Source organism: Paenisporosarcina indica (genome assembly GCF_001939075.1).
GTDB classification, from domain to species: domain Bacteria; phylum Bacillota; class Bacilli; order Bacillales_A; family Planococcaceae; genus Paenisporosarcina; species Paenisporosarcina indica.
Window position 1 is genome coordinate 843,998 of sequence record NZ_MPTA01000001.1, and the last position, 26,471, is coordinate 870,468.

Here is a 26,471-nt window from a genome sequence, read left to right on the forward strand (position 1 = left end):
GCCACATAAAATGAGTGCGCACAAATAATGGAGCTCCTATTGAGTCATACAAAGTCTTATGGGTCATGATAAAAGTGACCCACCAAGATATAGGCTAAGTTAAGCGGAAGGTTAAGGAAAGAGTATTATCAGAAGTACTTTTAAATGTAAAAAGAGGCAACGTCTTAAAAGACGTTGCTCAACTTGACTAAATCACCCGTTAGCGGTAAAACATCACTAATTTAATGTGGTGGTCTACAGTGCAATCTGAGTTTATAAATAATAACTCATAATAATAAGTTCTCCTTTTTTCCCCATCTTTCTTGTACCTTCATCAATATATCCACACTTCTTGTATAATCCTTGTGCACCTTCATTCTTTATATTCACGGCCAATACAATTTCATTAATATCTCTAAAATGTTTCTTCACAAAATCAGGTAGTAGCATTAAAGCTTTTTTGGCATATCCATTACCTTGATGACGATAATCTGTTGAAAAAGCTCTTATTAATATTGATTTATGATTATCGGAGTATGGTTTTACACCATCATTTCTATGTAGTACAAAGAAAGTAACGAGCTTCTCATTTTCTAAAGCTAAAATTGAACTCCGATTTAAATCCTCATTTGAAAGATTAATGCATTCATTAGGTGTGCTTGTAAATCGGAGTTGTTCTTCAGTTAATTTATATTGTTTAATTAAATGATTGAAGCTATCATCGTAAAAATATAGCTGCATTATTCACCCTCCAAAAAGAACGTTTGTATTGGGTACAATATTAAAAGTTTATTTATATAAATTTACCCTTCTGGTCATATTTAACTAAAGCACCCGTTAGTTAAATATGAGAAAATCCTTACACAATTAATTAAGGCGAAACATATTATTTTCACTTTGTCACTTGTTCTAATTTTATAATTGCTTTAAGAATTAAATCCCGTTTTTTTGCTGACTCCATCCATAATGGTAACCTACTTTCCACGCTTAGGTAATACGGATGATTTTCGCTCAGTTCATCTTCAATATAGCTGTTGAGATATTGAAGATGTTCAAGGTTATATGACCACAAAGTATGTTCCCGGAAAGTAATTTGTAAGAGAAGAGGATAGCCAAAATACCAATCAAATGATCCACCTATGTTAATTAAACCTTATTTAAAAGTCTTATCATATAATATTTTGTTTTGGTTGAAGTTATTTTTCTTAGGGACAGTATCCTTGGTTAATCAGCAGTATAAACAAGTAAATCTTTTGGTTACGTCTATTTGAGAAGGTTGGTGTTCTCCAAGTGATAAAACTTTTGTTTGTTTACTGCAATTTGGGCAAATCACAAGAAAATTGTCACCAAAACTTTCTAACATACGATTTTGGTTATTAAATTGTTTTTTCATTGGTACCCCTCATCTTAATTAATAATAAAAAGTACTTCTTAATCAACCCGTCGATCTTCATCTAAAGCACCCGTTAATTTAATAAGCGTGAATCACATGTTTCTGCTGTTATATTTTTTTACGACGGTTGCTAAAACTGCAATAATAAAAACGATCACACTATTTATCATTAAATAGTACGCTAGTTGCATGCCATAAAACACTGCAAAAGGATCGCGAATAGTAAATATCGCTAATGCACCACCGATTGCACCAAATAAAACTGCTAGTATTAATATTGTAAAAGCAGAAGAATATAGATTTTTCTTTTTTCTGTAAAATACAAACGCAATAATATTTGCAATAACGATAAAAAAGCCCATAAGTATTATGAAAAAACTATCCATTTAACTCCTCCTCCATAAACATATTTTACCATTAAAACCAAAAAACTTTTTGAACTATTCCGTTGCTTTAAGAAAAATGGATTTACTTCTTCTGAAAGTAAAGCACCCGTTAGTTGAAGAGTATACGAAGATAGAGAATTATTTTGTTAATTCTTCTCCTGTTAAAATTGTGTATAGGTCTGCTGAATCGTGCTTTGTTAATCTCACATATCTATCGCTATTAGTAACTATCTCTAGATTTTCACCATTTGGGCTAATCCATAGTAAATAAGATGCTATTTTGTCTTCGCTGCTATTCTTAAATGGAAATTGAAATTGGTAGTCAGCATAACGTTCCATTTCTACTTTTTCATTTTCCCAATTAGCATTTTTCACTACATCTATCGCTTTAGTCACCTGTTTTCGTTGAGTGACTTCTTTGAAGTCTTCAAAAATATTTTCTTCACCTGTTCGTTTCTGCACAGTTATTTTTTGCCCTATCATTTCATTTACACACCCCGAGCTAACTAACAGAACACCAAGGAGAGAAAAAAGTAGTAGTATTTTTTTCAAGCAGCTTTGCCCCTTTATTATTATTTTCTTATTGAATCAACCTGCCCCGTTAGTTGAATCATCGTTACTGTATTAGTTCACATGAGACGCCAAATTCTAATGAAAGTAAAGCACTCGTTAGTTGAAGAAGAAATGCTAATCATTTAACCCTAAAAAGATATTTGCCTGCCTCATTTTAAATTCTCGGTATATTTATAGAAAAAAATGAACTTGGAAAAATATCTCCAAGCCCATCTCTTTTACTGTCCATTTTTACACAAAAACCAACAGGTAGTTACACAGGATATACAAGCATTTGTTTAATAATCTAGGTCTTTTATTATTTTTCGTTCATATTACTCAATAAGTCCCATTTCATTGGGCGGCCAAAAAACAACATTTGTGTTACCTATTATTTCACTTATTGATATTAGACCAATTTCTCGACTGTCTGTACTATTTCTTCGATTATCACCCATGACAAACACATATCCTTCAGGAATTACTGTCATTTGAGTGTAATCTTCAAGTGTAAAATTTTCTGTCAAGGTTCCTGAATTTATCTCTGCCTTGTACTTATCTAAATAGGGTTCTGGAAGAACTTCTCCATTTATTAATAGCTGGTCATTTTTATAAGCAAGAGAGTCTCCAGGCAATCCGATTACACGTTTAATGTAATCTTTATTCTCATTGGCATGAAATACAACAATATCAAATCTTTCTATTTCTCCTATTTCAAAGCCAATCTTATTAACAATCATACGGTCACCATTTTCAAGAGTTGGCATCATTGATTCACCGTCAACTACAATCGGCGTAAATAAAAGATATCGAATTAGCAAGGCAAGACCAAAAGCAATTACTAATGCTTTTGACCATTCCAAAAACTCATTTTTTTCCTTTTTAGTTTGTTCCATCGTTTGCCCCCCTGAATTGGTTATATTTCTCATTATACCTTTTGTAATACTTACTTGCCCCTTTTAGTTTATGTAGAAGCCTTCAAAATCTTGATATTATGTTAACATAAATCCCCATATCCGAATTTCAAAAATGATACAATTGGGATAGCCCTCGACTCGTTCCCCTAATTTGACTTCTTTGCCCTTAAAAGGACTAAAAATGTGATGACCATTCACTCGCCTACCTTCCTTAGTTTTCATTCTTTTCAAAATGAACGCGCAAGAATAAACCTTGGATTGCTTGATATATATAGCAAAAATGCTATGAGTTACAAACAGCCCAAACATCATATCAATTAAATAAACGGTATAACACCATTTAGACAATTCCCTTAGGATAAGGGTCTATCCCTGGCAGCAGTTGGTCACGGGTTAGTGGATTGCTACTTGGGCTGATCATACTTCTAAAAACAAAAAACGTCCTACCGCATGATAGTTTGCGATAAGACGTTTGGAAATGTAAGTTTATTTTTTTGCTGAAGCTACTTGAGATACTTTTGCTACACGCTTAGCACCCATATATTTAGCACCCCAGTAGTAAGGATCGTTTAATTTCGATACAGAAACACCTTTACTGGATGAAGAATGTGCAAACTTGCCGTTTCCAATGTAAATTCCGGCGTGAGATACACCTTTACCTGAAGTGTTGAAGAATACCAAATCTCCGGCTTTAAGGTTGTTTTTTGAAACTGAAGTACCGACAGTGATCATCCCAGCAGTTGTTCTTGGTAAGGCAACGCCAGCTTTTTTATATACATACCCAATAAATCCTGAGCAGTCAAAGCCTTTTGTTGTAGTACCACCCCAAACATACTTGGTACCCATTACTTGATTTGCAGTCGAGACGATTTTGTTTGCGCTAATACTTGAAGCTTCTGCTTGATTTGAAAATGGAGCTAAAAAGATGAACGATGCTAATGTTAATATTGAAATGCTCTTAAGCAACTGTGACTGTAATTTCATATAAAGTGAAATCCTCCGATGTATAGCTCTAAGCTGAATTTTTCTGAAAAATTAACTAAACTCAGTTTACCACGATACAAACCTATTTAATTTTACATTTACGTAACAAAGTGATTACACTTTCTGACTTTGTTGCAACAATCAATGATTATTAAATGTTTTAGTATCACATCACTTTTTTTATATCGAGTAGTATTTTAATCTTTTAAAAACCCGAAGTCCGCATGGAAGGAACAGTACATATTATGAACCCGCTTGAAGGTTGGCTCAACGTCTCAGAAGATGTATTTTTTGATAGTTACGAAGCACTTGGGAGTCATGCCTTTATTGTCTAAAAATAATGTAAGGTTAATCTGTGTTTCTACCCTTGCTATTCCTAAAAACTGCGTGAAATATCTCAGACAATAAAAAGACTACCTCATAAGGTAGTGGAAATTCAACAAACGTGGATAGCTAAAACGTCCATATTTCAATAAGCGTGCGATGACCAACGCATCTTTTTTGTCATTCTTAGTTTGTGAATTATCGTCCAGCTCCTTTGAACGTTTGACGTGCATTTGATTCACCATGACGAGTGGAATGTCACAATTATCTAAGAAATAGGCCAAGTTCATCCAATAGTGGCTTAGGATCAATTCCGATGATAACGTCTGTTTTCTTAGCCTCCTTCATCGTTTGACGAATCTTTTCATACAAACTTTCAAAGCATTCTTTTGATTAATGTACCGCAAAGGCTTTTTCAATCACACCCTCGTTCATCGACAAAGCTCGCACAATGAACACACATGGCAATATCCATACCGACAACGAGTGTATTTTCAGTCACTTGATTAATTTTTTCATTGCATTTAAACATAGAGAAGTCCTCCTTGTTAGATGATGGGTCAATGGTCGTTGACACTCACATCAATACTAGAAGGCTTTTTTTCTTTCATAAACCCAAACATCCTTCAAACAGGAATGCTGCCCCGTTAGTTTTAGTTAATAGTCCAGTCAAACAATCCTTTTACTTCTTTTCAACATATAATGCTGAGAACCTAACTTAAAGGAGTGAAATAACATGGGATTTTTCCAACCCGAAGGAACAATGTCTCCACAATCCCCTCCCCCACCTTTCATACCATCAAAACCTTCTGTCTCCTATATCATTGACTGTGTATATCAAAACACTTATGTATGGCTTAGAAATGGCGATCAATTCTGGTTTTACCCAACACGCGTGGAATATGGTGAAGTAACTGGATATAGATGGAACGGTGCCTTCTGGCAATTCTACGGAATTGACCCTAGAATTATTGACGCTGTCGCCTGTCCACCTACTCCTACTCTTTACTAAAATCCAAAAACCTTTTGGTAATAAAAATCCTCAAGGCTTTTTCTTTTTTAATAAGCTTAAGTTGAATATACATTTTAGCGATATAATCCATTAAAATTAGTATCAATTATTTCACTAACCTGACCCGTCAGTAAAATAGTCAGCCCGATATGTTCTTTACTAAAGCACCCGTTTATTGAATAAGTAAAAACCAATCATTGCGGCTGATCATTTGTTCAGAACATATTAATATACAGTAAATATCCAAATTAGATTGCCGAACGCGAAAAATTCAAAAAGTAATGACAAGCCAAGTGAAACTCGAAGTTCGTTAAAGTACACTTATACGGACGGATTTGAAGTGTTCCTATATAGTCTAAATCACTTTATTATGAACGCTCTCTTATAACGCACACTTTTACGAATACTTGTAGGTAATAAGAAAAAGCTATCCTGTATGGATAGCTTTTCTTCAAATGCTTATGGAACTAATCAATCATTAGTTTAAGTGGAATTCTTCATAATCTAATATTTATCTTAACGTAAATATCCAAATAGAATATTAAATTTATATATAAAGATTTTCTGAACAGTAATTTACGGTAAATCAACCTTTTCTTTTATATCCTTTTAATAAAGCATTCTCTGAGTCTCTTTTGTTATGTAATTTATTAATTTTGAGCATTTTTTAATTATCATGGGAGTTAGAGAAGTCCAACAAAAAGAGCATTAATCCCTTCCAGAATCAACACTCCAATCTATTTCATCCCGTTTCTTCAAAAGCCCTTTATTTAGATTCAACTCGTATGAAAACAACTTCATTCTCATTTATTCCATCAATTTCCATTCTTTTTGCGTTAATCTTTCTTGGATCATCGCACCCGTTAGCCATCCATACCACAAAAAAACGCTGCAACACAGAGGATGAAAAATAATACAGACCGAGTAAGGTTAAAGATTATAATTATAGCAAACCATCGATTCTTCCTTTTTAAATCCTTCTTTAGTATATAGATGAACCGCTCGTTCGTTATCCGCATTTGCGCTTAAAACCGCCTTTGGAAGTCCGATGCTTTTTCCGAATTCAAGAGCTTTTCTCAATAACTGACGTCCTAATCCTTTTCCTTGATATTCAGGGATGAGAGCTAAAGGACCAATGTTTAACACAGATTCATTATTGTAAAACTCTCTAGTTGAGCGTACGACCCCAATCGGATTTTCTTGGTGATAAAGAAGAAAGATTCCACCTTCTAAATAATCTTCTTTATTCTCCATATTCTTAACCTCTTCGACTGTCAGAGGCGTCTCTGAACCTTTAAGTGTTGCAAAACCATTGTTTCGCACATAAAGATAGTCTTCCTCATCTTTATTAAATTCAAAGGTTTTAAAAGAGTAGTCATTTGGTAAGTTTGGTTGTGCGACATCCATGGCTTCTCTTGTAAGAAAATAGGCGTAACGCTCAATATTGAACTGCATCGAATGAAAAATATCCCGGACGACAAAATTGTCTTCTTGAATAAAAAGAAAGACATGGTTTGTTTCTGTTGTGTGGGCCTTTATACTTTGGAGCATCAGCATGTAAATATTTAGGTTAGGCTCTACAGAGTGAAAAATCCGAAAGCGTCCCTTTTTTCCTCTCTTAAAATATGAATCCTTAATGAGAGAAACCCCAGCGATAATTTTTGATTGGTCATTTAAGACAATATATGTTGGATTGTCCTTATCAGGCTGAAAGTTTTTTAGGTCTGCCTCATAAAGAAATGAATCATCTACCTCATTCCTGTATTTTATACAGAAATCAATAAAATCTGAATATCTAGCTTCAGATAAATATTCAATATTCATGAACCGCCCCTCCTTCACTTTGTCTATCAATTAAATAGAAATGCTTTATTTTTCTGCCATCCCGATATTTAAACCACTTCAATTATATCCCACAGGGCAATTTTTTTATATGCAATTTTAAATATTATAAAGCCCACTCTAAAATGAAAGGGTAACCTGCCACATCTTTGATTGGAGTGCCTCCATCAATAAGTGCTTTCATCATTTCAATATCTTTCACTCCGTATTTCTCAAGACGTGCGCCAAGACGCCCACGTACTTTAGCCGCCACTCGGTAGCATTGCTTCAATCAATAGTCAGGTTTTCTTGAAGACCATGAAACCCAATACTTTGGTCATTCAAGTTATTGACTAGGTCAAACAGGTCTTGCATGTTTCGACTCAGACGATCTAATCGCCATACAACGATGATATCTCCTTGGCGAGCATATTGGACGCTTCTTCATTGTTTAATAATTTTCCTTTTCCCAAAATAATGTCATCTTAATCTAAAGCACTCGTTAGCCCAACAACGATTTAGTCATTAAACATCTTTTTAATATTATTAAGTTCTATCTTTTCTTCTTCTTTTCGATAATCATTATTATTGTTTTTACTCATTATAAAAATATTGTGAAGAAATTTGTACTATCTAAAGAAATCCTGGCTTTTGGATCAAATATCACTTCATTTGGATATAAACTCGGTAAATTGGATTCTTGTAAAAAATTCGACTAATAGCGGCGGTTTTGCAGTTGCTTTCCAATTAATCTAACAACATCGTTCAATGGATGTTCATTCTCTTCGATCGCTGGACAGTATTGTATGCTGCATGTACAGCAGAAGACATAAAATTATCCGTTAAAGGTCAAGAAACAAGGTTCCAGCTGCTAATTGGATAGTGGCTGTATAGGTGGCGATTTGTGAAACACTAATCGTTCCAGGCAAATATCCCAAAAATGGGTCATAGTCTAAGCCGTTTCATTACTTCTACATAGCCTATGCTGTACGGAAGTTAAAAAGTGTTAAGTCCCTTGTGCATAAAAAAAGTTAACTAGTAAAAACTAGTTAACTTTTTAATACTGCCCCACTCAATAATTCTTAAAGAAAAGAAAGTGAGATATTCTTCAAATAGCGAAAAATCGCCCCGAAGATTTTTTAATACATCTCGTCATTCCAAAAGTTCCAACTAGGGCATCGTCGGTTCCGAATTCTGTTTGAACGCCGTTGGTTCCGATTATTGTTTGAACGCCGTTGGTTCCGATTATTGTTCGAACGCCGTTGGTTCCGATTATTGTTCGAACGTCGTTGGTTCCGATTATTGTTCGAACGTCGTTGGTTCCGATTATTGTTCGAACGTCGTTGGTTCCGATTATTGTTCGAACATCGTTGGTTCCGATTATTGTTCGAACGTCGTTGGTTCCGATTATTGTTCGAACGTCGTTGGTTACGCGAGCTACGGCGTCTTCTGTTTGAGCATCGTTCGTTACTAAAAGGCTCCTGAAACATGAAGTGACATAATCCATCGGAGTTAGCCATTTCAAACGCATTCTGTATACCATCAAAAGCAAATTGTGACATATTCAGTCCTCCCTTCATCTTTAATTAGAGAAAGAAGGTAGATTAAATTCTATTTAAACTTGTGCTGATGCACATTTCTTTCCCTTATAGTAAGGTACGAAATTATACTGAAAATGATAGAGACAAACGCATACAATTTAAAAAGAAAATTTAGTTTCGTTTCTTAGCGTGACATTTTTAACTAGTTTCATAAAAATATTATAAAATGAAAGGACGAATTCTCGTGGATAATGACATGAAAATATCTGAATATCAGCTTTATATTCATCCAATCGACTTAAGGGAACTTCGAAAAGATATTTGGTTAGATGATCCGGTTTCCGCAAAGCTTGCGATAAACAAAAAGAAATATGAGATCGATATTGCGTATCGTGGCTCCCACATTCGGGAGTTTCGAAAGAAGTCGTATCACATTTCGTTTTACAAACCTAGTACTTATAGAAATGCCAAAGAAATTCATGTGAACGCAGAGTATAAAGATCCTTCTCTACTGAGAAATAAATTATCGCTCGATTTTTTCAATGAAATAGGGTGCTTGTCGCCAAAGTCTCAATTTGTGAATATAAAATTGAATGGGAAAAATGAGGGGCTATACTTGGAATTAGAATCAGTGGATGAGTATTTCCTAGCAAATCGACAACTACCGAAGGGACCTATATTCTATGCAGTTGACGGCGATGCTAACTTTTCGTTAATGAGTGATCTTGATAAAGAGGTGAAAAAATCGCTTAAGCTTGGCTATGAAAAAAAATATGGGACAGAACAAGATGAAATTCATTTACAAGAAATGATTATTAAAATTAATACCATTTCAAGAGCTGATTTTGAAAAAGAAATTGTGAAATACCTAAATGTTGATCAGTATCTCCGATGGTTGGCTGGCATTGTTTTCACCCAAAATTTCGATGGTTTTGTTCATAATTACGCACTATACCAAAATAGCGAAACAAAACTATATGAAATCATCCCCTGGGATTACGATGCAACATGGGGAAGAGATTTAAACGGGATAGTGATGGAGGAAGATTATTTACGAATTGAAGGATTTAATACGCTAACTGCAAGGATTCTCGACGTGAAAACATTTCGCGGTCAATACAAAGACTTGCTAGAAGTTATATTAAACAACCAATTTAAGGTAGACTATTTGAAACTAAAAATACAAGGTCTGCATGATTTGATAAGACCTTATATTCAAGAAGATCCTTATAAAAAAGATGATATCCATTTATTTGATAAGGAACCGGAGTATATATTGAATTTTATAGAAGCACGGGCAAATTATATAAAAAGAAAATTAGATACATTAGATTAAGTGGTTGCATCATTTTAAGAACTCCCCCCTTTCCATTTGATAAAAGGGGGTTCTCTTGCTAAATCAAATTTCCTGAATTACCAAAAATGCTCCTTGCAGTTTTATTAGATTTTATGTCTTGATATCAGTAATGGAATTAAAATTAAAATAACCTAAATTCAAAGATTCCCAGATCTCTAAAAGCTCTTCTTTTGGAAATGCCAGTATAAATAATCATAAAAAGAGCATCGTTTTTGAATGCTCCCTTCCTCATCCTATTTCTATTCTCAATTACTCTTTTCCATTTGAAAGCCAAGCTTTTACCTTCTCGTGGAGGGAATATAATTGTTCATATTCCAGTTTCACATAAGTTTTTGCCAAGGCATCAAAAGATGTCATGGCTAGTTGCAAATTACTGTGAAAATACAATTGGTTTGTCAGTTTAAATCATTTTTTGTATATTATATATTTTGCGCAATGTTTTATTCCACCTGAAACTGCATGCTGCTGTGTACGACCGAGTTTCCTCCCTTATCGAATGGTCCATTCCAATCAACTTTAAACGCATGTAGTTTTTATATCGGTTATTTCCGTTTGAATAATGTATGAATTCAGTAGAGTGTTGACTCGGTTTTTTCTGGTTTGGCGTGTTTTCAATAAGTAGTTTGATTTTAATCGTTTATGTAATTCATCCTATGGCTTATTTTTAATAAGGCTCGTCACAAATGCCCCTACCCTCTAAAAAGCCCGATAACCAGAACTGTACAGCTATGCTTACATGCTATTGGTTCATGTTCTTTTATGGACGTAGGAACGAGCAGTGAAAATCAGTCCCATAGTGACACTGAAAAATGGAGGGTAGCCATACGGCTACCTTTTTTAGTGTATTTTTTGCTTTTGTCCTCCGGATCGTAAACATTCCGATCCTGTCTAAACCAGAAACAAGGTCAGATTCCTAGGCGTTCGCCCCCTGTTCCACCACATACAGGAGCCGACTGAAAGTGAAAGACAACAGTAAAGAGGCGAATTTTTTTTTGAATCACATTTTCAGCTGAAAAACTATTTGCGCTGGGACCCTTGACTGGTCGGCTATGGGATGTGTCCGCCCTGCGTATCAAAAGACAAAAAATTATCCCTTTTGGGACATTTACCGCCCGGCGAACAACACAAAAGGAGGTACATCCAAGGATGCCATTAAATTTGTCAAAGCCCTGTTAGGTGAGGAAGACCGTGAAGTGTTTTTGGTCCTTTGCCTCAACGTCAAAAATGAAATTACAGCCGTTCATCGTTACCATGTCGAAAGCTTGAATAGCCAGCATCATACATCCAATCCGCCATCCTCAATAACGCCGATAGCAACATCGTGGCACATAACCACCCATCTGGTAACTGCCAGTATTCTTCTGAGGAAATTGAAGCCAACCGACGGTTGAAAGAAGCATGTGTATATAGAGGGTATTGAGGTTTTTAATTCCATCATCGTCATTCATCTCAACGATGGCCTCTCGTTGAAAGAACAAGAGTTGATATAAGAAAAAAGAATAAGAGGAGTAATATGAAAGAATGCCAGTTTAATGTTCTACGCAGCATAACAACATATCATTTTCAGCGACCTCAGCTTTGAAGGTAAAAGACATAAGCCAATTACTAAAAGTGGCCGTTAGCATATTACAACCCTATTCTATTTCATACTATCGGTAATAATTCTGGTTTGATTTCTTAATGTGCTTACCTGCTCCGTTGTAATAGTCGCGATTATCTAGAAACTAGATTGTTTTACAGTCAGCAAGACTATATTTGAATAATCAAGACTATCAAGAGCATCACTTAAGAGATGCTTTTTTTGTTACCAATATTACATCTCTGACCAAAAAACACTGGAACAATAGCCTCGAAAACTATCCCAAAACTAAAATTAATAGAAAAAATCTATTAAAATTCCTTATCTGCCTAGAGAAACTTTCAATCTCTTAATATGTTATTAAGGTAAGTCAATTACGGATTAAATGGAACTGAGAAAACAATGTCCATCAACAATCCGACGAAAGGAGGTGAAATAAATGGGATATTCAGAAAAAAAATGGGTGAAGAGAGAAGGCTGTGATTGCTTTAAATGTCATGAAGTAGAAATTACAGTGGAATGCAAGGAAGAAAAGAAACACCATGATTGTCGTCAGGAAGAGAAACATGATTGTTCTGAAAAGAAATCTGACTGTGACAAATGCAAAGGACCTAAAGATAAGGTTGAATTTCAAAATGACGAGCAAGACTTTAAAAATGAGCGAGTAAAAGAGCGCTCTCAAGAGATTCTTGAAGTGACATTTGATAAACTATGTTTTGGTGACAAAGTATGGTTGAGTGGTGTTGTTGGGTTCGATAATGACAATAATTTTGCAGTAGACGTAAAATTAACCATTACGAAAAGAGTTGGTAATGGGATTAAGAAAACTATTCTTACTCAAAAATTTGAAATTGACAAAGAAGGCCATGACGATTTAACACAAGTACCATTCGCAAAAGTAGATACTATTCTTAGCGAACAAAAAAATGTAACTTATACGGTTCGAGTAGAACTTGAAGATCACAATTCTTATGACGGTTTGTTCTTAGAAGGATTGAGCACACTTACAGCTTTACGTGTGGGTTAACCAATACCAAAGATGAGGGGAAAGTGTCTTAATGATAGACACCTTCCCTTTTCTTGAATGTACAGTTAGTATATTACAACCCTGTTCTATTTCCTACAAGCCGTAATAATTCTGATTTGATTTCTTATTGTACTAACCTGCCCCGTTATAATAGTCGCGGTTATCTAGAAACTAGATTGTTATACTGTCAACAAGACTATTTTGAATAAGCAAGACTATCAAAAGCATCACTTAAGTGGTGCTTTTTTTGTTGCCAATATTGCATCCCTGACCAAAAAACACTGGAACAATAGCCCCGAAAACTACCCCAAAACAAAATTAATAGAAAAAATCTATTAAAATTACTTATCTGCCTAGAGAAACTTTCAATCTCTTAATATGTTATTAAAGTAAGTCAATTACGGATTGAATGGGACGGAGAAAACAACGTCCATCAACAATCCGACGAATGGAGGTGAAAATAGATGGGGCATTTAGACAAAAAATGGGTGAAGAAAAAAGGCTGTGATTGCTTTAAATGTTGTGAAGTAGAGATTACAGTGGAGTGCAAGGAAGAAAAGAAACACCATGATTGTTCTGAAAAGAAATCTGACTGTGACAAATGCAAAGGACCTAAAGATAAGGTTGAACTTCAAAATGACGAGCAAGACTTTAAACATGAGCGAGTAAAAGAGCGCTCTCAAGAGATTCTTGAAGTGACATTTGATAAACTATGTTTTGGTGACAAAGTGTGGTTGAGTGGTGTTGTTGGGTTCGATAATGACAACAATTTTGCAGTAGACGTTAAATTAACCATTACGAAAAGAGTTGGTAATGGGATTAAGAAAACTATTCTTACTCAAAAATTTGAAATTGACAAAGAAGGCCATGACGATTTAACACAAGTACCATTCGCAAAAGTAGATACTATTCTTAGCGAACAAAGGAATGTAACTTATACGGTTCGAGTAGAACTTGAAGATCACAATTCTTATGATTGTTTGTTCTTAGAAGGATTGAGCACACTTACAGCTTTACGTGTGGGTTAACCAATACCAAAGATGAGGGGAAAGTGTCTTAATGACAGACGCCTTCCCTTTTATCTAATCCACCAGTCATATGATTTAAGAAATGGGTTGGTATTCCTTCTACCTCACCTCGTTGCCTAACTAAACCATTAATAATTGGAATCCATAATTCAGGATTATTTATGTATCCTTGAAATATTAAACGTAAAAGTTCCAACAACTGGCTCAATTCTCCGTTGCTATCTAGATCCCTTGGGTTTTGAGTAATATTTAAATTATAAAAATATGATTTAATTTTTTTATTAATACATTCCCAACCACCACAAAATTGAACGACTCTATTCGCAACGAAACTATCGTGGCAGGCTATCATCACTTCAATGGCTTTTGATAACACCGAATGCACCAAATAAGACTGCTAGTATTAATATTGTAAAGCAGAAAAATATAGATTTTTCTTTTTTCTGTAAAATACAAACGCAATAATATTTGCATTAACGATAAAAAAGCCCATAAGTATTATGAAAAAACTACCCATTTAACTCCTCCATAAACATGTTACCATCTAAACCAAAAATCTTATTGAACTATGCTGCCCCGTTAGTTGAAGAAGAAAAAGAGCTACCTTAGCAGCCCATGATCTTTAACTACAGCACCCGTTATTTTAGTTATGAATTCATCAATTTGTTACTTGATATACATAGCCTATCAATATAAATCCACTAGCTAATTCTTCTTCTTCGAAAATAAACCATACAAAGAAAAACCTTTTTCTACTACGTCAATATATTTTTTTGAAGGGTCTTTTAAATTGTAATTATATTTCATTTAATAACTTATCTCCTTAAAACCTTTCACTACCATTTTTCTTAATGGAATTGTTACGTTCAACAAGTGTATGCTGAATCAGCCCGATGATCTTCAACAAAAGCACACATTAGTAGAAGAAGAGTTAATTTACTTCTAAAACGAAGGCATAAAAAGCATCACCATTAGAAACGTTTTCTTCCTTTTCTTTCATCCACCAAACTCCATAGGAATAATAATAAGTCCCTTTTTGCGTAGGTGCGGTGAAATGATTATCAATAGCCTCAATATCGACCGTTATCTGATTTTCTCTAAACTCCGAAAGGTGAATTTCACTTGGTTGCGGTTCATAGTCCATCACAAATGAAATAGTCTCCCCCGGTTTAACCTTAATGGTTTCTGTGCCTTCTAAAATTTCAATTGAATCAGCAGTATCTACACAGGTATCTTTCCAACAATAGGTACCAAGTATCGTTTCATATGTTTCATTTCCAATCTCAACTAAAACCTTTGGTGGCTTACCTCCTTTAAGGCTATCATTAGAACAAGCCAATAAACAAACGCTAATAAGAACTAAGGTAAATAACCATTTAGCAATACAGGTTCCTCCTCACATACACTCGTATAATATATTTCACTTATTCATTAGATCCTAGAAGTATTCCACTTTTATAATGTGTCATTAGTTTTTCATAAAGGTTTAATCATTCTTCTTCAACTAGTCGAGTAGAAGGGAACCTCTCTACCTTGGTAGATTGTGTCCCTCCCCCTCACAGAACCGTGCTTGCGCTATTTACGCAAACGGCTTTCGGCCCGCCACCTAACTGTCTACGCTTAAAGGCTAATTTTACCATTAGCCCTCCAAGACTCGCTATGAGTGAATGGCTAGTTCTTCCTCGACGGGAATCCCATCCGCTATATGATACGACCTCGGCTCGGCCGCACACCTACTGCGTTAGTTCAAAATGTCAACAGAGCTACCTAAGAAACTTTAACTAAAGCTCCCGTTAGTTGAATAAGATTTATGGTTCGCTAATTCCCATTGCTAATAGTAAAAGAAAAGCTACAGTCAAAACAAATACATTTCCTATTAAGCCGACAATTAAAAGAATAAGTTGTTTAGACATTTTCCAAGAGAATATAGCAAATATAATACCTATAAATGATAAAATGCCAAAAATGTTGATAATAAAATAAATATCAGAGTTTGGTCCTCTTTGTGCATAATAAACAATGATGCTTATTATCACAGGTAATATAGAGGTAACACCTAAAATGTATCCTACTTTTCTCTTTTCCAAATTTTTAAATCCTCCTCACTTATTTTTTCTCTTTTCTTATCACTCTTTGTAAAATATACGCTCATAGTCATATATAGTAACAGTTTTATGAACTCACCTGCCCCGTTAATTCAACAAGAAAAAGAGCGGCTCAAGCAATCCCATGATCTTTAATTAAAGCACCAGTTAGTTTAAGTACATTTCTTCACAAACATTGTTTTTATTATAGAAATCCTGAGAAATTGGGCTTTTTTTGTTACTTCAAAAACCCACCTGTTTTGTTGATATTGGATTACTTTTTTATTTACTCTTTAAATGTTTTTTACTCCACTCTCCCATATTATCAATTATAGGAATAAAACTCTGTCCTAAAGGTGTTAACGAGTATTCTACTTTAGGTGGAACTTCTTTATATACTTCTCGGTGAACTAACTGATCATCTTCCAATTCTCTCAACTGACGCGTCAGTATTCCCTTTGAAATATTAGGTAATAATCTTTGAAGTTCATTAAACCTTTTTGTCTGTGTGCTTAAATTCCATAGGATAACTATTTTCCACTTTCCTGCAATTATGTTTTGAGCTTGCATAACTGGACAAAGCTCCATTTGTTCCTCTGGCGGTGCACTGACGAACCGACTTCGTGCCATAATATTCTTAATGGTACTATTTTTGTGACTAGGTTATAAAAATATAACTACTTATAAAAAAATGTCTAACACTATATTATTAGAATATGCTTAAAAATCAAACAAAAGATTGGAAAGATAAATAATGAAATTATTAATAACAGGAGCAACAGGAAAATTAGGTGCCAAAGTTGTAGAGACGTTATTGAAGACTGTACCAGCCAACAATTACTCTAGTAATTATTATTTGTATCAACCTTATTGTTTCTTAAACAAATCTGACTGTTAGATTAAGTGTAAATATTCACAATCTCTATGATGTTGTTCAACAATCTGGCCTTATTTTTTGTTGAATAAGATCTAAAGACGTTCTTCAACTAACCTACTGCATTAGTTCAATTAGAAATAAGAGTGCCTAAGAAACACCATGATCTTGAACTAAAGCACCCTTTAGTTTAAAAAGAGAAATTAGTTTTGTAGCCAGTCTCATATTGGGCTTTCATTAACTAACTTTGATTGCTAAGTTAGTTGTAAATAACTAACTATCGAGTTGAGCCTGAAAATTCCATCTGTTTATTATTTAACTTCTTTACCCATTCACTATCATTCCAAATATTAGGGTTGTCAATCGTTAGATTTTCTCCGCGCACCAAGAAATCATAACTATCTTTTGCACCAGTATACCAATCAACAATGACTAACTTGCCGTTTACATTACGTACGAGAAATTCAATGACTTCACCATAACTACCTACAGTCTTTTTAATTTCCGCAGGTAATTTTAAATAGAGAAAACTTCCATCCACATCATCCGTATACTCCACTTCCCAAGCGCCTACCTCAATATTTTGCACCTCATCCTTAGAATCAGTAAATGCTGAATACAAATCATTTTGGGATTGAATTTTCTTTTGCGTATACTGTTTAAGGTTTTCGTTATCGATAAATGTATCCAATTCAATTGCCGAGCCGTTCCATACCGCTTTAAAATAGTCAGTCAGCGCTCTCACACACATTTCAAAAGCCGTTTCAGAATCCTGAAAAGATAGTTCCCCTTCATTATTAGCTACATATTCGGGGGAATCCTGTAATATATTCTCTTCCGTGCTGGACGTAATTACTGTGTTTGTAGGACTATCTGTACTGCTATCTCTAGAGACTACAGGCGTATTTTGAGTTGTACTTTCATCAATATCAGCGGTAGTATTGTAAACTTTTTTATCATTATCACTACAGCCAACTAATATTAATACCAGAATAAATGTAAAAATAGAAAATTCGATATTTTTATTGATATTGTTCACCCCTTTATGATAATAGTCGGTCATTTCATAAAAAAAGTTACAAAATATAATATTGTTCTTCAACTAACCTGCTGCGTTAGTAACATCACTCAATATATCTGTAATTCTATTAAGTTGGTAATAATCCCTTTAATCTTACTTTTTTCAGGAGGAATGGAATTGTTACTGTCAAAAGCATGGGCTTCGTTTGAAGCGGATAAACGAATAGAGTGTTTATCACTGCAAATATTAAGGCCTACCGATTACATTCTTTGCTACTAATTGGTTATTTTAAGTCTGTAGAGATGAAATTGCTAGATACAAATCCACTGAGGGAATATCTTGCTATATCGGGCAGGCATTTTAAACCAGCCAGTCTTGCACATCGTATCCGCTTTATGAAATCGTTTTTCCGAAGTGAAGCCAACCGAATATACGCTCAATTAAGCAGAAGGCTAAATGAGTATTATCAGAAGTACTTTTAAATGCAAAAGGAGCAACGTCTTAAAAGACGTTGCTCTCTTAACTAAGCACCCGTTAGTTTAACAACACATTATTCAGAGGGTTTAAATTCAATTGATTTTGCTTGATACATTTTATCTTTGAATTTATAGGTAATTTGAATATCACCAATATATCCTCCAGCTGGAGAGATTTGTCCGCCGATTTTCGCAATAAGTTGATTGTCTTTTATTTCAAAGTTGATAATATTACCAAAGTATACATCACCAAATAAATGTTTTGGTTGAATACCCAAAGGATTAATATCAATTGTATATTTCTTGTCACCAATACTTACACTTGCTTTGTTCGGTGTTAACTCGGTCTTTACGTTTTTTAATAATATCGCTATTGGATCATCAACAAGCACCTCAACTGGCACCTCAATCTCGATCTTATCGAATCTTTGCTGTTGTATTTGAAAAACATGAACTTCCCGTTCTAAAACTCCAGTACCAGTACCTTTAGTCAAAATTATGATTAGTTCTTTCTTTCCATCTCGATTGATATCCTCATAGATAATCTCAGGAGACCAAGTAGGATTTGTTGTGTTCATCCAGTAAGGTTTTGAAAGGATGACACCTTGAAAATCAATTTTAAAATCAGTAAATAATCCATTCATCTTTTTTGCATAAAGGGTAACACCCACTTTATCAGACTCAGCAATTTCATCATATTCATTTATCATTGCATTAGCTTTGGTTAAAACAGCAAAAAGAGAAATAGCAATAATTAAAATAAGAACTTTTCTCAAAAGAAAACACCTCATTTTAGTGTTCTCAATAGTTGACTGTTTATTCCACTAACCTGCTGCGTAGAAGATTGGAAAAATATGACCTAACTGTGGATGCGAACTTGTCAGAAGACCAAGAAAACACATGAACTTTTGTTTCAGAATAGGCAGGGGAAATCATCTGCTTATTTCATATGCGATTGTTAGATTCATTTTAATATTGAACTAACCTACTGCGATAGTTTAATAAGTACAAGAGTTGTTTAAGCAGCCAGAAGATCTTAAAATAAAGCACCCGTTAGTGGAATAAGAAACAAGAGCCGCCAACCAATAATTAGCTTCAGTTCTTGATCAAAAGATCCTGCATTAAATAATAATTGTTCAAGCTAGACAATTAATATGGGGTTAATACAAACGCTGATCCTTCCATCAGTTTTATGCCGTTCAAAACTTTTCCTGTAAAATCAGTGTTAAAAATTAACCATTCAGGATTTTGCTTAAGTTAAAATATGGTGTGGCTGTTAGTTTTTAATACAAGTTGTCTAGAGGGGGTCACGATCCCCTTCCCTTCTCAGATTTCTCGCGTAATTCCGCTTACTTGGCCAACATTTCCGCATTCTTGGGCAGCTCCAGCGCCTCAAATACTTGTCGCAATTCAATCTGACCTTCCCCTTGTCCTTGCGGGTCCGGCATCCGCATCGCCCACTCGATGGCTTCTTCCCTAGACTTCACATCAATCAGAATGAATCCTGCAATCAATTCATTCGATTCCGTAAATGGGCCATCCATCATCACCGGCTTTCCCCCAGGTTTCGGGTACGAAAGGCGAATCCCATTTGAACTTGGATGAAGTCCTTTAGCCGCAACCCGCACGCCTGCCTTAACTAATTCCTCATTGTACTTCGTCATGGCTTCAATGAGCTCAGAGCTCGGGAGCTTTCCAGCTTCCGAATTATTCGAGGCTTTGACAATCATCATAAACAGCATAAAAATTTCCTCCTTCATTTTTAAAGGCAAATCCACTAATTGACCTCTTTCAATGATAATGTCACCCGAGGTGTCGCCATTCACATAATGGTAATATAAATCTGGCGGATACTTTCATGATACCAATTAGGGAAGTGATACAACGCTTCTTGTGTACTATCACCCATTTGAATAACAAAGTTCTCATAGTCCATCCAAATGATTTTAGCCATGAGGTAAATCATTTGACGCCTTATATCTTTGGGCCACTTAGTAAAACGATTATCCAAAGTACTTCCTGTCTTATAGCACCAGCTTTGAGAATTGAATAAAATCATAAACTATCTCATAAAAAGGATGATGTCTTAAAGGATTTCCCAAGTATACATACAAATAAGTGTTACTGCCCAATACAATCAACCACATTTGTTCAGACATTTTTCAAATGAAACATACCTTTTCCCGTGGCAGGATCAATTGGTAAGGAAGAATGTTCGTGTACAATTTGCCAAGACTCATTCATCTTGCATAACCCAAACGTAAATCGATTTGTAATTTGGCGAAGTTTTTCAGACGATGATTGAGCATACGCTGAAAAGGTAATCGCACATTTCGCAAAAGCCACTGATTCACCTTTTTCAATCGACATGTCAGAGAACGTTACTTTTAAATCTACACCTTCTTCTGATAGCTCCTGAAACCAACTCTCTACAGACTTTCGCCACTCCCACAATCCATTACATTCCCACTTACCCCAACAATCATTTATTGAACAATACACTAGAGGTTCTCAAAGAAATCTGTAACTTCAAGATAAAACTCATATCATACTTATGCTTTATATTACATATAAATTGAGGAAACCCAGCAACCTTGTTTTAACAGAATTGCTGGGTTTTTTTATTGTTCAATAGTTACGGTCTATTACTGCTACCCATTATATAGTTCTAATTCTCCCTGCATGGATTAATTTGGTAACGTTCTGGAGTTTGTTAATATACAATCTAATGCTTTTCCAATAGGATGCTGAAGAAATTAAGTATCAGCCCTCCTAAATAGACTTTTAATTGACCTATTAATCTTTTTATTGCAAATATAACAAAGATGGAGTAAATTCAATTTATATCACTTTTTATTGTATTTGCAACAAAAAAATTTACTGAGGAGTTTTTTATGAGAGCGATTCTGCGTGAAATTGGCATGATAGCAAGGGCATTGGATTCGATAAGCAATATAGAATTCAAGGAAATCAACCTTACCAAGGGGCAGTATTTGTACCTTGTGCGAATATGTGAGAACCCGGGAATCATTCAGGAACAGTTAGTGGAGATGATAAAAGTAGACCGATCCACAGCAGCACGTGCTATCCAAAAACTTGAAAAGAACGGCATTATTGAGAAGAAAGAAGATCCACACAACAAAAAGATAAAAAGACTCTTTCCAACGGAGAAAGGGCAAACCGTGTACCCGTTCATCGAAAGAGAAAATGATTATTCCAATCTCGTTGCATTAGAGGGGTTTTCCGAAAAAGAAGCAGAAATCACTTTCGATCTTCTGCAGCGAATCAGGAAAAATGTTGAAAAGGACTGGGAATTTGTAAAAAAGGGAAACAAGAGAAACTATTAATCAGATGAAGGAGCGACCTACTCAAATGACGATGACTATAAAGCAGTGTACCCTTGAAGATTCTCGTGAACTTCAAGAAATTAGTGTTCACACATTTAGCGAGACATTCAAGGATCAGAATTCACCTGAACACCTAAATGACTATTTGGAAAGGGCATTCAACTTGAAACAATTAGAACAAGAATTAGCCAATCGTTCTTCACAATTCTTTTTTGTGTATATTAATCATGAAGTCGCTGGATACCTCAAGGTTAATACCGATAACGCCCAGTCGGAAGCAATGGGCGATGAATCACTTGAAATCGAGAGAATTTATGTAAAGAAGAAGTTCCAAAAACATGGGCTTGGCAAGCATCTACTTAATAAAGCGATGGAAATTGCGATGGAACAGAAGAAAATGAAAATCTGGCTTGGCGTCTGGGAAAAAAATGAAAACGCCATTGCTTTCTATCAGAAGAAGGGATTTGTTCAAACTGGCGCCCACTCTTTTTATATGGGCGATGAAGAACAAGTAGACTTGATCATGACCAAAACACTCATCTAACTTTTTTGGAAAGGCGGATTATCTTGTATATTCCTAAATATTTTAAGGTCACAAATTTTGACGAAATCCGGGAATTTGTTCAAATGAATTCATTTGGAACGCTCATCACCACAAAAAAAGGGAAACCCATTGCGACTCACTTGCCCTTGCAGTTGATGAAAGAAGAAGATGCTTACTATATTACGGGCCATATGGCTTATGGGAATCCCCAGTGGAGAACATTCGAAACCTGTGGAGATGTATTGGTTACGTTTCAGGGACCGCATGCTTATATCTCCTCTTCTTGGTATGAACAGGAAAATGTCCCGACATGGAACTACCAAGCTGTCCATGTATATGGCACAGTTTATATTTTAGAAGAGGAAGAGTTGAAACAGGACCTGACAAGGTTGCTGCAAAAATACGAGAAACACCGTGATAATCCTATACTATGGGATAAGCTCTCCCCTTCTTTATTGGAAAGAGAGTTGAAAGGGATAGTTGGATTTAAGATCAAGGTAGGAGAAATTCAGGCTGCCTATAAATTAAGCCAGAACCGAAATGAAAAGGATTATGCGAATATCATTGAGCAATTACAAAATGAAAAAAATCCAGATTCGAAACATTTGGCTGAACTAATGCAAAAGAGATTAAAAAATCAACTGTAAGCCCACCCTGAAAATAAAAGTAAGCTATAGTTTTGAAAATAATCTTTTATAAAAAATCATCGTTTTTTTATTTTACTATGCATGAACTTATTTCAAAGTTGTTCGTAAAAGTACACTTCTCCGAACCTAAAAAGGAAAGAAACGTCTTACGAAGTTTCTTTCCTTCTGATATGTCACTTTGGTTGTTGTTTATCGACCGTTATGATCTCGCTCTTTTGAAGAGCTGAAGCAAGCAGTGATTGAGTATATTTTTTACTATAACAATGAACGGATAAAAGCAAAATTGACTGGCATGAGCCCGGTTGAATACCGTCTCCATACCAGTCAACTAGCTGCTTAAATATTTAAGTCTAACTTTTGGGGTTCAGTACAAAATGATGGTCGTGTTTAACTAAAGCACCCGTTAGTGAACTGTTCGTTAATGTGTATTCCATATAAAAGCACGCACCATGAGTGGACCAATTACTGTAAATAAAAGAACAAAAGTATTTCCGAAAATACCCATATTTCTTGTAACTCCTTTATTTCCAAACCACGAAAGAATAAACCCAATAAATGAACCACCTATCATTAAAGGAAAGAATACTTCATCTAGAACTAAATTAATTCCGTTGAAAAATAAAGTGTAAACCACTATATCAAATCCACATATTATTACCGATGCAACGTTGAAATAACTTTTCAATTTTCACACGCCCCTTATTACCATCACTTTCATATCCCTTGTCAAACAATCCTGCAGCGTTAGTTCGATAAGAAAAAGAGCCGTCTAAGCAGATCTGATCTTCAACTAAAGCACCACGTTAGTTGAAAAAGGAAATAATCATTCTTCTCGCACTTCAAGATGCTCATAAAAATTGTCAACGATTGGATGAATATCTGGTTCAGTATAATAGTAATTTTCATTCACTTCGTTCAGTCCGAACTGGAAAGTTTGTTCGTCATCTTGGAAAACAGTAATTGAATAACGCCAACCCACTCTTTTTTCTTGATTCTCTTCTGGAATGAACTTTATATCTTTTATTTCACCTAAGAATTCCTTTATTATCTCATTCTCTGTGACTGTCTTTTTATACCCCGTACTCCCATCTACTATCACTATCTTAGTTACATCAGCAAGGTCTTTCTCATAAAACTGGGGAAGTGTTTTTGTTTCTAATCCACATCCAACTAAAGCGAACGCAATAAAAAAAATAAGACCAAATATCCTTTTCATCTAGTTATTCCCCCTTGTCTTTGGCTTTGGCTTTATTATCTTTCACTTACCTTCCCTTTTATGTAATAAGAAATCCGATTTATAGGATAACCCCATCTTCAACTAACCTGCTGCGTTAGTTCAATAAGAAAGAGCTGTCTAAGCAGCTCAATAATCTTCAAATTAAGCACACGTTAGTGAAATAAGAACCTAAATGCCAGTAGCTACTCATTTTTTACGACTTGTTTTTCTTTGATTCATCGACCCGTTTTCTAAGATTACTCAATTTCTTATCAGCCAAGATATTATCCTTTTTTTCTTGTTTCTTTATCTTTATTAATTGTTAATTTAGTGTCTTTTAATTTTGTCTATTTTTTTCTAGAAGAATAAGAAAGTAGTCAAGATTTTTTGAACAGCCACTTAATAAATATTCAACATCGCCTTGTGTGTTCTTTTTATCAAAGGGTTGCCTTCGTATGTAGCCAGTGTAAAAAGAAATAGTTCAAGCCGATTTCTTTCAGGAAAAGTGTTCAATGAGCGGATTCACTTCAAAGGAGTTGATAAAGCTTTCGAACATCTCTTTCGTAAAAGTGCCCTGGATGAAAACAGTCATGATGCCATGATTCGTTTCAACCGTTTTTATTGCAGAATTAAAGATTTCTTCTCCCGGCTGGTGGCTCATAAGCTTCCAGTCGTCGACATATTCCACTGCTTCTGGCATATTTTCCAACTCGGAGTTGAATACCTGCACGAGAAAATTCACATCACTTTTAACCGCATCGAATTGAATGTTCGATAGTCTAATTTGCTCTTCCTTTAACTGATGGATTTTCTCACCATCCTCCACTTTCAATGAATCAAAGTCAATCGGGAAATAAAAGAATGTTGAATCTGTCAATTCAAATCCGTTTTCCTTCAAAGAATTGCGCAGTGGCTCTAAAACGTGCTGTGGCCATTCCTTTTCCAAGTTATAGGCAATATCCAAACTGTCCTTGAGGTTAGACATATAGGTTTTGTATTCCCCAAATCCCAAGCCTTCCGTCTGCTCTTCCCATTCCTTCATATAGGCGTTGTATCCGCCCTGGTTCTCCAATTCAATATTGGTAAATTGCTTCTGATGGTTCTTCTCTGCAAATTCCGTCACCCATTCAATAACTGACAGAATCGGCTTGGGCTCGATTTTATCGATCGTATCCTCAGTCATATGAAGGAAAGGCATCTCTTCCTGAGTAATCATAATGGACGGGAAATTGGCCGTATAAAATGAGAAATGGTCACTCATCAGGCTTGGAAAATCCTCCAGATTCACTGCGATTTCCAACCCTTTACTTTCCGCTATCTCAACCAACGCTTCACTTAGTTCGGAACTTCCGTTTTCGGTCCCAATTAGGCTAATCTTTCCTCCTCCAACCGAACCGATGCTATCCAAATTGATATTGACGACAGAGTCATATCGAGCCGCAATTTCCTCCACGAATGCCTGGCTCCCGATTAGACCGCTTTCTTCTGCATTGAAGGCTGCAAAAATGATATCTGATTCAAAAGTGATTTCGTCCGATATCACTTTCAACTGTTCTGCTATATTCAGTAACGATGCTACCCCCGAAGCATTGTCGGTACTTCCCGGGAAAAGGCTATCCCCTGCTTTTCCGACATGGTCAAAATGTGCAGAAATGACAATTGCCTGCTTGTTTTCCTGCTCCTGATCCCCGAACATCCTGCCGATAACATTGTTGATTTTTGTCGGGACGGGGGACCCGTAATAGACTAAATGGACATTTTCAATTTCTGCCTCATTCTCTATGAAATACGCATAGGACGGTTCAGAAATTTGAAAGGAGGAATGCTGTTCGCTATAGGTCAAATACTTCCGGAACTTGTTTGTTTTTACAAACTGCACCCGGATCTGATCGTTCGGAGGCTGCTGTTTTTCGGTAATAAGTATTTTTCCTTCAGGATTTTCGAAACTGATGGGCACAGTCAAATCCTTATTCGGCCCTGAAGATTTTTCCATCCAATCCTTCCCATACTCCAATTCCTTTTGTGACCCATCCTTTAGATTTATGACCAGGCTTTTTTTCATTTTATCCGGGTCGACGTACATATAATTAAAGGGAATTAAATAGTTGTCGTCCTGATACCCTTTTAACCCAATCTGCCTGAATCTCTTAGCAATTTCCTCAGCTGCCAGCTGATTGCCCTCAGACCCTGCCAATCTTCCTTCAAACCTTTCGGATGACCAGAAGGCGACATCTTCCATTATTCTCTCCTCTGGCGTCAGATCTTTTTTAACTTCCCGGTTTTCAGAACACCCTGCCATAATCAGCAGGATGATTATGGCAACTATATGCCTAACTCCCATCTTCTTCACCCAGCTTTTCTC

27 protein-coding genes and 3 pseudogenes are annotated in these 26,471 nt (G+C 35.5%); 9 read left to right on the top strand and 21 right to left on the bottom strand.

Features of this window, described 5'->3' with window-relative positions:
• Positions 1–252 precede the first annotated feature (252 nt).
• The 7 genes and pseudogenes from GY23_RS03990 to GY23_RS19005 form a co-directional block, all read right to left on the bottom strand.
• Complete coding sequence (locus tag GY23_RS03990) at positions 253–720, bottom strand: GNAT family N-acetyltransferase (protein ID WP_075617899.1); 468 nt, start codon at positions 718–720, stop codon at positions 253–255.
• A gap of 487 nt (positions 721–1,207) precedes the next feature.
• Entirely contained in the window at positions 1,208–1,372 is a 165-nt protein-coding gene (locus GY23_RS18180; protein WP_161487561.1) for a hypothetical protein, read from the bottom strand.
• Between the two features lie 92 nt (positions 1,373–1,464).
• Positions 1,465–1,758, bottom strand: a complete 294-nt coding sequence (locus GY23_RS04000) for a 3-isopropylmalate dehydrogenase (protein ID WP_075617900.1) — start codon at positions 1,756–1,758, stop codon at positions 1,465–1,467.
• Between the two features lie 138 nt (positions 1,759–1,896).
• The gene (locus GY23_RS04005) at positions 1,897–2,310 is read right to left on the bottom strand and encodes a YhfM domain-containing protein (protein ID WP_075617901.1); all 414 of its coding nucleotides are present in this window, start codon (positions 2,308–2,310) and stop codon (positions 1,897–1,899) included.
• A 335-nt stretch (positions 2,311–2,645) separates the two neighbouring features.
• Entirely contained in the window at positions 2,646–3,206 is a 561-nt protein-coding gene (gene lepB / locus GY23_RS04010; protein WP_075617902.1) for a signal peptidase I, read from the bottom strand.
• Between the two features lie 507 nt (positions 3,207–3,713).
• Complete coding sequence (locus tag GY23_RS04015; protein ID WP_084543956.1) at positions 3,714–4,211, bottom strand: C40 family peptidase; 498 nt, start codon at positions 4,209–4,211, stop codon at positions 3,714–3,716.
• A gap of 437 nt (positions 4,212–4,648) precedes the next feature.
• Positions 4,649–5,067, bottom strand: a pseudogene (locus tag GY23_RS19005) (IS110 family transposase); the annotation flags it as partial.
• Between the two features lie 204 nt (positions 5,068–5,271).
• On the opposite strand from GY23_RS19005, the gene GY23_RS04025 reads away from it, so the two are divergent.
• Positions 5,272–5,547 (top strand): transporter, encoded by a 276-nt coding sequence (locus GY23_RS04025; protein WP_075617904.1) that lies wholly within the window; start codon positions 5,272–5,274, stop codon positions 5,545–5,547.
• 930 nt (positions 5,548–6,477) lie between these two features.
• Here GY23_RS04025 and GY23_RS04030 read toward each other — a convergent pair.
• The 3 genes and pseudogenes from GY23_RS04030 to GY23_RS04040 form a co-directional block, all read right to left on the bottom strand.
• The gene (locus GY23_RS04030; RefSeq protein WP_075617905.1) at positions 6,478–7,371 is read right to left on the bottom strand and encodes a GNAT family N-acetyltransferase; all 894 of its coding nucleotides are present in this window, start codon (positions 7,369–7,371) and stop codon (positions 6,478–6,480) included.
• Between the two features lie 124 nt (positions 7,372–7,495).
• Positions 7,496–7,809 (bottom strand): annotated as a pseudogene (locus GY23_RS17775) (recombinase family protein); the annotation flags it as partial.
• Positions 7,810–8,507: 698 nt separating this feature from the next.
• Positions 8,508–8,948, bottom strand: a complete 441-nt coding sequence (locus GY23_RS04040) for a CotG/ExsB N-terminal domain-containing protein (RefSeq protein WP_425434956.1) — start codon at positions 8,946–8,948, stop codon at positions 8,508–8,510.
• A gap of 205 nt (positions 8,949–9,153) precedes the next feature.
• On the opposite strand from GY23_RS04040, the gene GY23_RS04045 reads away from it, so the two are divergent.
• The 4 genes from GY23_RS04045 to GY23_RS04060 all read left to right on the top strand — a co-directional run bounded on the left by GY23_RS04045 (position 9,154) and on the right by GY23_RS04060 (position 13,900).
• Positions 9,154–10,245: a CotH kinase family protein gene (locus GY23_RS04045; protein ID WP_425434962.1), complete on the top strand. Its 1,092-nt coding sequence runs from the start codon at positions 9,154–9,156 to the stop codon at positions 10,243–10,245.
• A 1,342-nt stretch (positions 10,246–11,587) separates the two neighbouring features.
• Positions 11,588–11,686 (top strand): JAB domain-containing protein, encoded by a 99-nt coding sequence (locus GY23_RS19010; RefSeq protein WP_161487562.1) that lies wholly within the window; start codon positions 11,588–11,590, stop codon positions 11,684–11,686.
• 598 nt (positions 11,687–12,284) lie between these two features.
• Positions 12,285–12,872: a hypothetical protein gene (locus GY23_RS04055; protein WP_075617907.1), complete on the top strand. Its 588-nt coding sequence runs from the start codon at positions 12,285–12,287 to the stop codon at positions 12,870–12,872.
• 464 nt (positions 12,873–13,336) lie between these two features.
• Positions 13,337–13,900, top strand: a complete 564-nt coding sequence (locus GY23_RS04060; RefSeq protein WP_075617908.1) for a hypothetical protein — start codon at positions 13,337–13,339, stop codon at positions 13,898–13,900.
• A 28-nt stretch (positions 13,901–13,928) separates the two neighbouring features.
• Here GY23_RS04060 and GY23_RS04065 read toward each other — a convergent pair whose 3' ends face one another.
• From GY23_RS04065 to GY23_RS04105, 8 genes are all read right to left on the bottom strand, one after another.
• Entirely contained in the window at positions 13,929–14,276 is a 348-nt protein-coding gene (locus tag GY23_RS04065) for a hypothetical protein (RefSeq protein WP_075617909.1), read from the bottom strand.
• Between the two features lie 555 nt (positions 14,277–14,831).
• Complete coding sequence (locus GY23_RS04070) at positions 14,832–15,239, bottom strand: hypothetical protein (protein WP_139311066.1); 408 nt, start codon at positions 15,237–15,239, stop codon at positions 14,832–14,834.
• Positions 15,240–15,708: 469 nt separating this feature from the next.
• Positions 15,709–15,987 (bottom strand): hypothetical protein, encoded by a 279-nt coding sequence (locus GY23_RS04075; RefSeq protein WP_075617911.1) that lies wholly within the window; start codon positions 15,985–15,987, stop codon positions 15,709–15,711.
• 279 nt (positions 15,988–16,266) lie between these two features.
• Complete coding sequence (locus GY23_RS04080; protein ID WP_075617912.1) at positions 16,267–16,614, bottom strand: winged helix-turn-helix transcriptional regulator; 348 nt, start codon at positions 16,612–16,614, stop codon at positions 16,267–16,269.
• Between the two features lie 521 nt (positions 16,615–17,135).
• Entirely contained in the window at positions 17,136–17,921 is a 786-nt protein-coding gene (locus tag GY23_RS04085) for a hypothetical protein (protein ID WP_245827564.1), read from the bottom strand.
• A gap of 508 nt (positions 17,922–18,429) precedes the next feature.
• Positions 18,430–19,131, bottom strand: a complete 702-nt coding sequence (locus GY23_RS04090; RefSeq protein ID WP_139311067.1) for a hypothetical protein — start codon at positions 19,129–19,131, stop codon at positions 18,430–18,432.
• A gap of 573 nt (positions 19,132–19,704) precedes the next feature.
• Complete coding sequence (locus GY23_RS04095) at positions 19,705–20,097, bottom strand: YciI family protein (RefSeq protein WP_075618233.1); 393 nt, start codon at positions 20,095–20,097, stop codon at positions 19,705–19,707.
• Positions 20,098–20,506: 409 nt separating this feature from the next.
• The gene (locus GY23_RS04105; RefSeq protein ID WP_084543962.1) at positions 20,507–20,857 is read right to left on the bottom strand and encodes a nuclear transport factor 2 family protein; all 351 of its coding nucleotides are present in this window, start codon (positions 20,855–20,857) and stop codon (positions 20,507–20,509) included.
• Between the two features lie 392 nt (positions 20,858–21,249).
• Here GY23_RS04105 and GY23_RS04110 point away from each other — a divergent pair, with 392 nt between their 5' ends.
• The 4 genes and pseudogenes from GY23_RS04110 to GY23_RS04125 all read left to right on the top strand — a co-directional run.
• The gene (locus tag GY23_RS04110) at positions 21,250–21,702 is read left to right on the top strand and encodes a MarR family winged helix-turn-helix transcriptional regulator (RefSeq protein ID WP_075617916.1); all 453 of its coding nucleotides are present in this window, start codon (positions 21,250–21,252) and stop codon (positions 21,700–21,702) included.
• Between the two features lie 25 nt (positions 21,703–21,727).
• Positions 21,728–22,246 carry a spermidine/spermine N(1)-acetyltransferase gene (paiA, locus tag GY23_RS04115; RefSeq protein ID WP_075617917.1) on the top strand — a complete coding sequence of 173 codons (519 nt, stop codon included), beginning with the start codon at positions 21,728–21,730 and terminating at the stop codon, positions 22,244–22,246.
• 23 nt (positions 22,247–22,269) lie between these two features.
• Entirely contained in the window at positions 22,270–22,893 is a 624-nt protein-coding gene (locus GY23_RS04120; RefSeq protein WP_075617918.1) for an FMN-binding negative transcriptional regulator, read from the top strand.
• A 220-nt stretch (positions 22,894–23,113) separates the two neighbouring features.
• Positions 23,114–23,233 (top strand): annotated as a pseudogene (locus GY23_RS04125) (IS3 family transposase); the annotation flags it as partial.
• Between the two features lie 78 nt (positions 23,234–23,311).
• Here the strand turns inward: GY23_RS04125 and GY23_RS04130 are convergent.
• The 3 genes from GY23_RS04130 to GY23_RS04140 all read right to left on the bottom strand — a co-directional run bounded on the left by GY23_RS04130 (position 23,312) and on the right by GY23_RS04140 (position 26,450).
• Entirely contained in the window at positions 23,312–23,578 is a 267-nt protein-coding gene (locus GY23_RS04130; RefSeq protein ID WP_075617919.1) for a hypothetical protein, read from the bottom strand.
• 138 nt (positions 23,579–23,716) lie between these two features.
• Positions 23,717–24,109: a hypothetical protein gene (locus tag GY23_RS04135; protein WP_075617920.1), complete on the bottom strand. Its 393-nt coding sequence runs from the start codon at positions 24,107–24,109 to the stop codon at positions 23,717–23,719.
• A gap of 496 nt (positions 24,110–24,605) precedes the next feature.
• Positions 24,606–26,450, bottom strand: coding sequence for a M28 family metallopeptidase (locus GY23_RS04140; protein ID WP_245827591.1), 1,845 nt, complete (start codon positions 26,448–26,450; stop codon positions 24,606–24,608).
• Positions 26,451–26,471 lie beyond the last annotated feature (21 nt).

Coding starts and splice junctions, on each gene's coding strand:
- GY23_RS04085 (WP_245827564.1), bottom strand. CDS start 17,921: ATGACCGACTATTATCATAAAGGGGTGAACAATATCAATAAAAATATC.
- GY23_RS04055 (WP_075617907.1), top strand. CDS start 12,285: ATGGGATATTCAGAAAAAAAATGGGTGAAGAGAGAAGGCTGTGATTGC.
- lepB (WP_075617902.1), bottom strand. CDS start 3,206: ATGGAACAAACTAAAAAGGAAAAAAATGAGTTTTTGGAATGGTCAAAA.
- GY23_RS04030 (WP_075617905.1), bottom strand. CDS start 7,371: ATGAATATTGAATATTTATCTGAAGCTAGATATTCAGATTTTATTGAT.
- GY23_RS18180 (WP_161487561.1), bottom strand. CDS start 1,372: ATGAAAAAACAATTTAATAACCAAAATCGTATGTTAGAAAGTTTTGGT.
- GY23_RS04135 (WP_075617920.1), bottom strand. CDS start 24,109: ATGAAAAGGATATTTGGTCTTATTTTTTTTATTGCGTTCGCTTTAGTT.
- GY23_RS04095 (WP_075618233.1), bottom strand. CDS start 20,097: ATGCTGTTTATGATGATTGTCAAAGCCTCGAATAATTCGGAAGCTGGA.
- paiA (WP_075617917.1), top strand. CDS start 21,728: ATGACGATGACTATAAAGCAGTGTACCCTTGAAGATTCTCGTGAACTT.
- GY23_RS04025 (WP_075617904.1), top strand. CDS start 5,272: ATGGGATTTTTCCAACCCGAAGGAACAATGTCTCCACAATCCCCTCCC.
- GY23_RS04110 (WP_075617916.1), top strand. CDS start 21,250: ATGAGAGCGATTCTGCGTGAAATTGGCATGATAGCAAGGGCATTGGAT.
- GY23_RS04080 (WP_075617912.1), bottom strand. CDS start 16,614: ATGGCACGAAGTCGGTTCGTCAGTGCACCGCCAGAGGAACAAATGGAG.
- GY23_RS04000 (WP_075617900.1), bottom strand. CDS start 1,758: ATGGATAGTTTTTTCATAATACTTATGGGCTTTTTTATCGTTATTGCA.
- GY23_RS04040 (WP_425434956.1), bottom strand. CDS start 8,948: ATGAAGGGAGGACTGAATATGTCACAATTTGCTTTTGATGGTATACAG.
- GY23_RS04015 (WP_084543956.1), bottom strand. CDS start 4,211: ATGAAATTACAGTCACAGTTGCTTAAGAGCATTTCAATATTAACATTA.
- GY23_RS03990 (WP_075617899.1), bottom strand. CDS start 720: ATGCAGCTATATTTTTACGATGATAGCTTCAATCATTTAATTAAACAA.
- GY23_RS04140 (WP_245827591.1), bottom strand. CDS start 26,450: ATGGGAGTTAGGCATATAGTTGCCATAATCATCCTGCTGATTATGGCA.
- GY23_RS04060 (WP_075617908.1), top strand. CDS start 13,337: ATGGGGCATTTAGACAAAAAATGGGTGAAGAAAAAAGGCTGTGATTGC.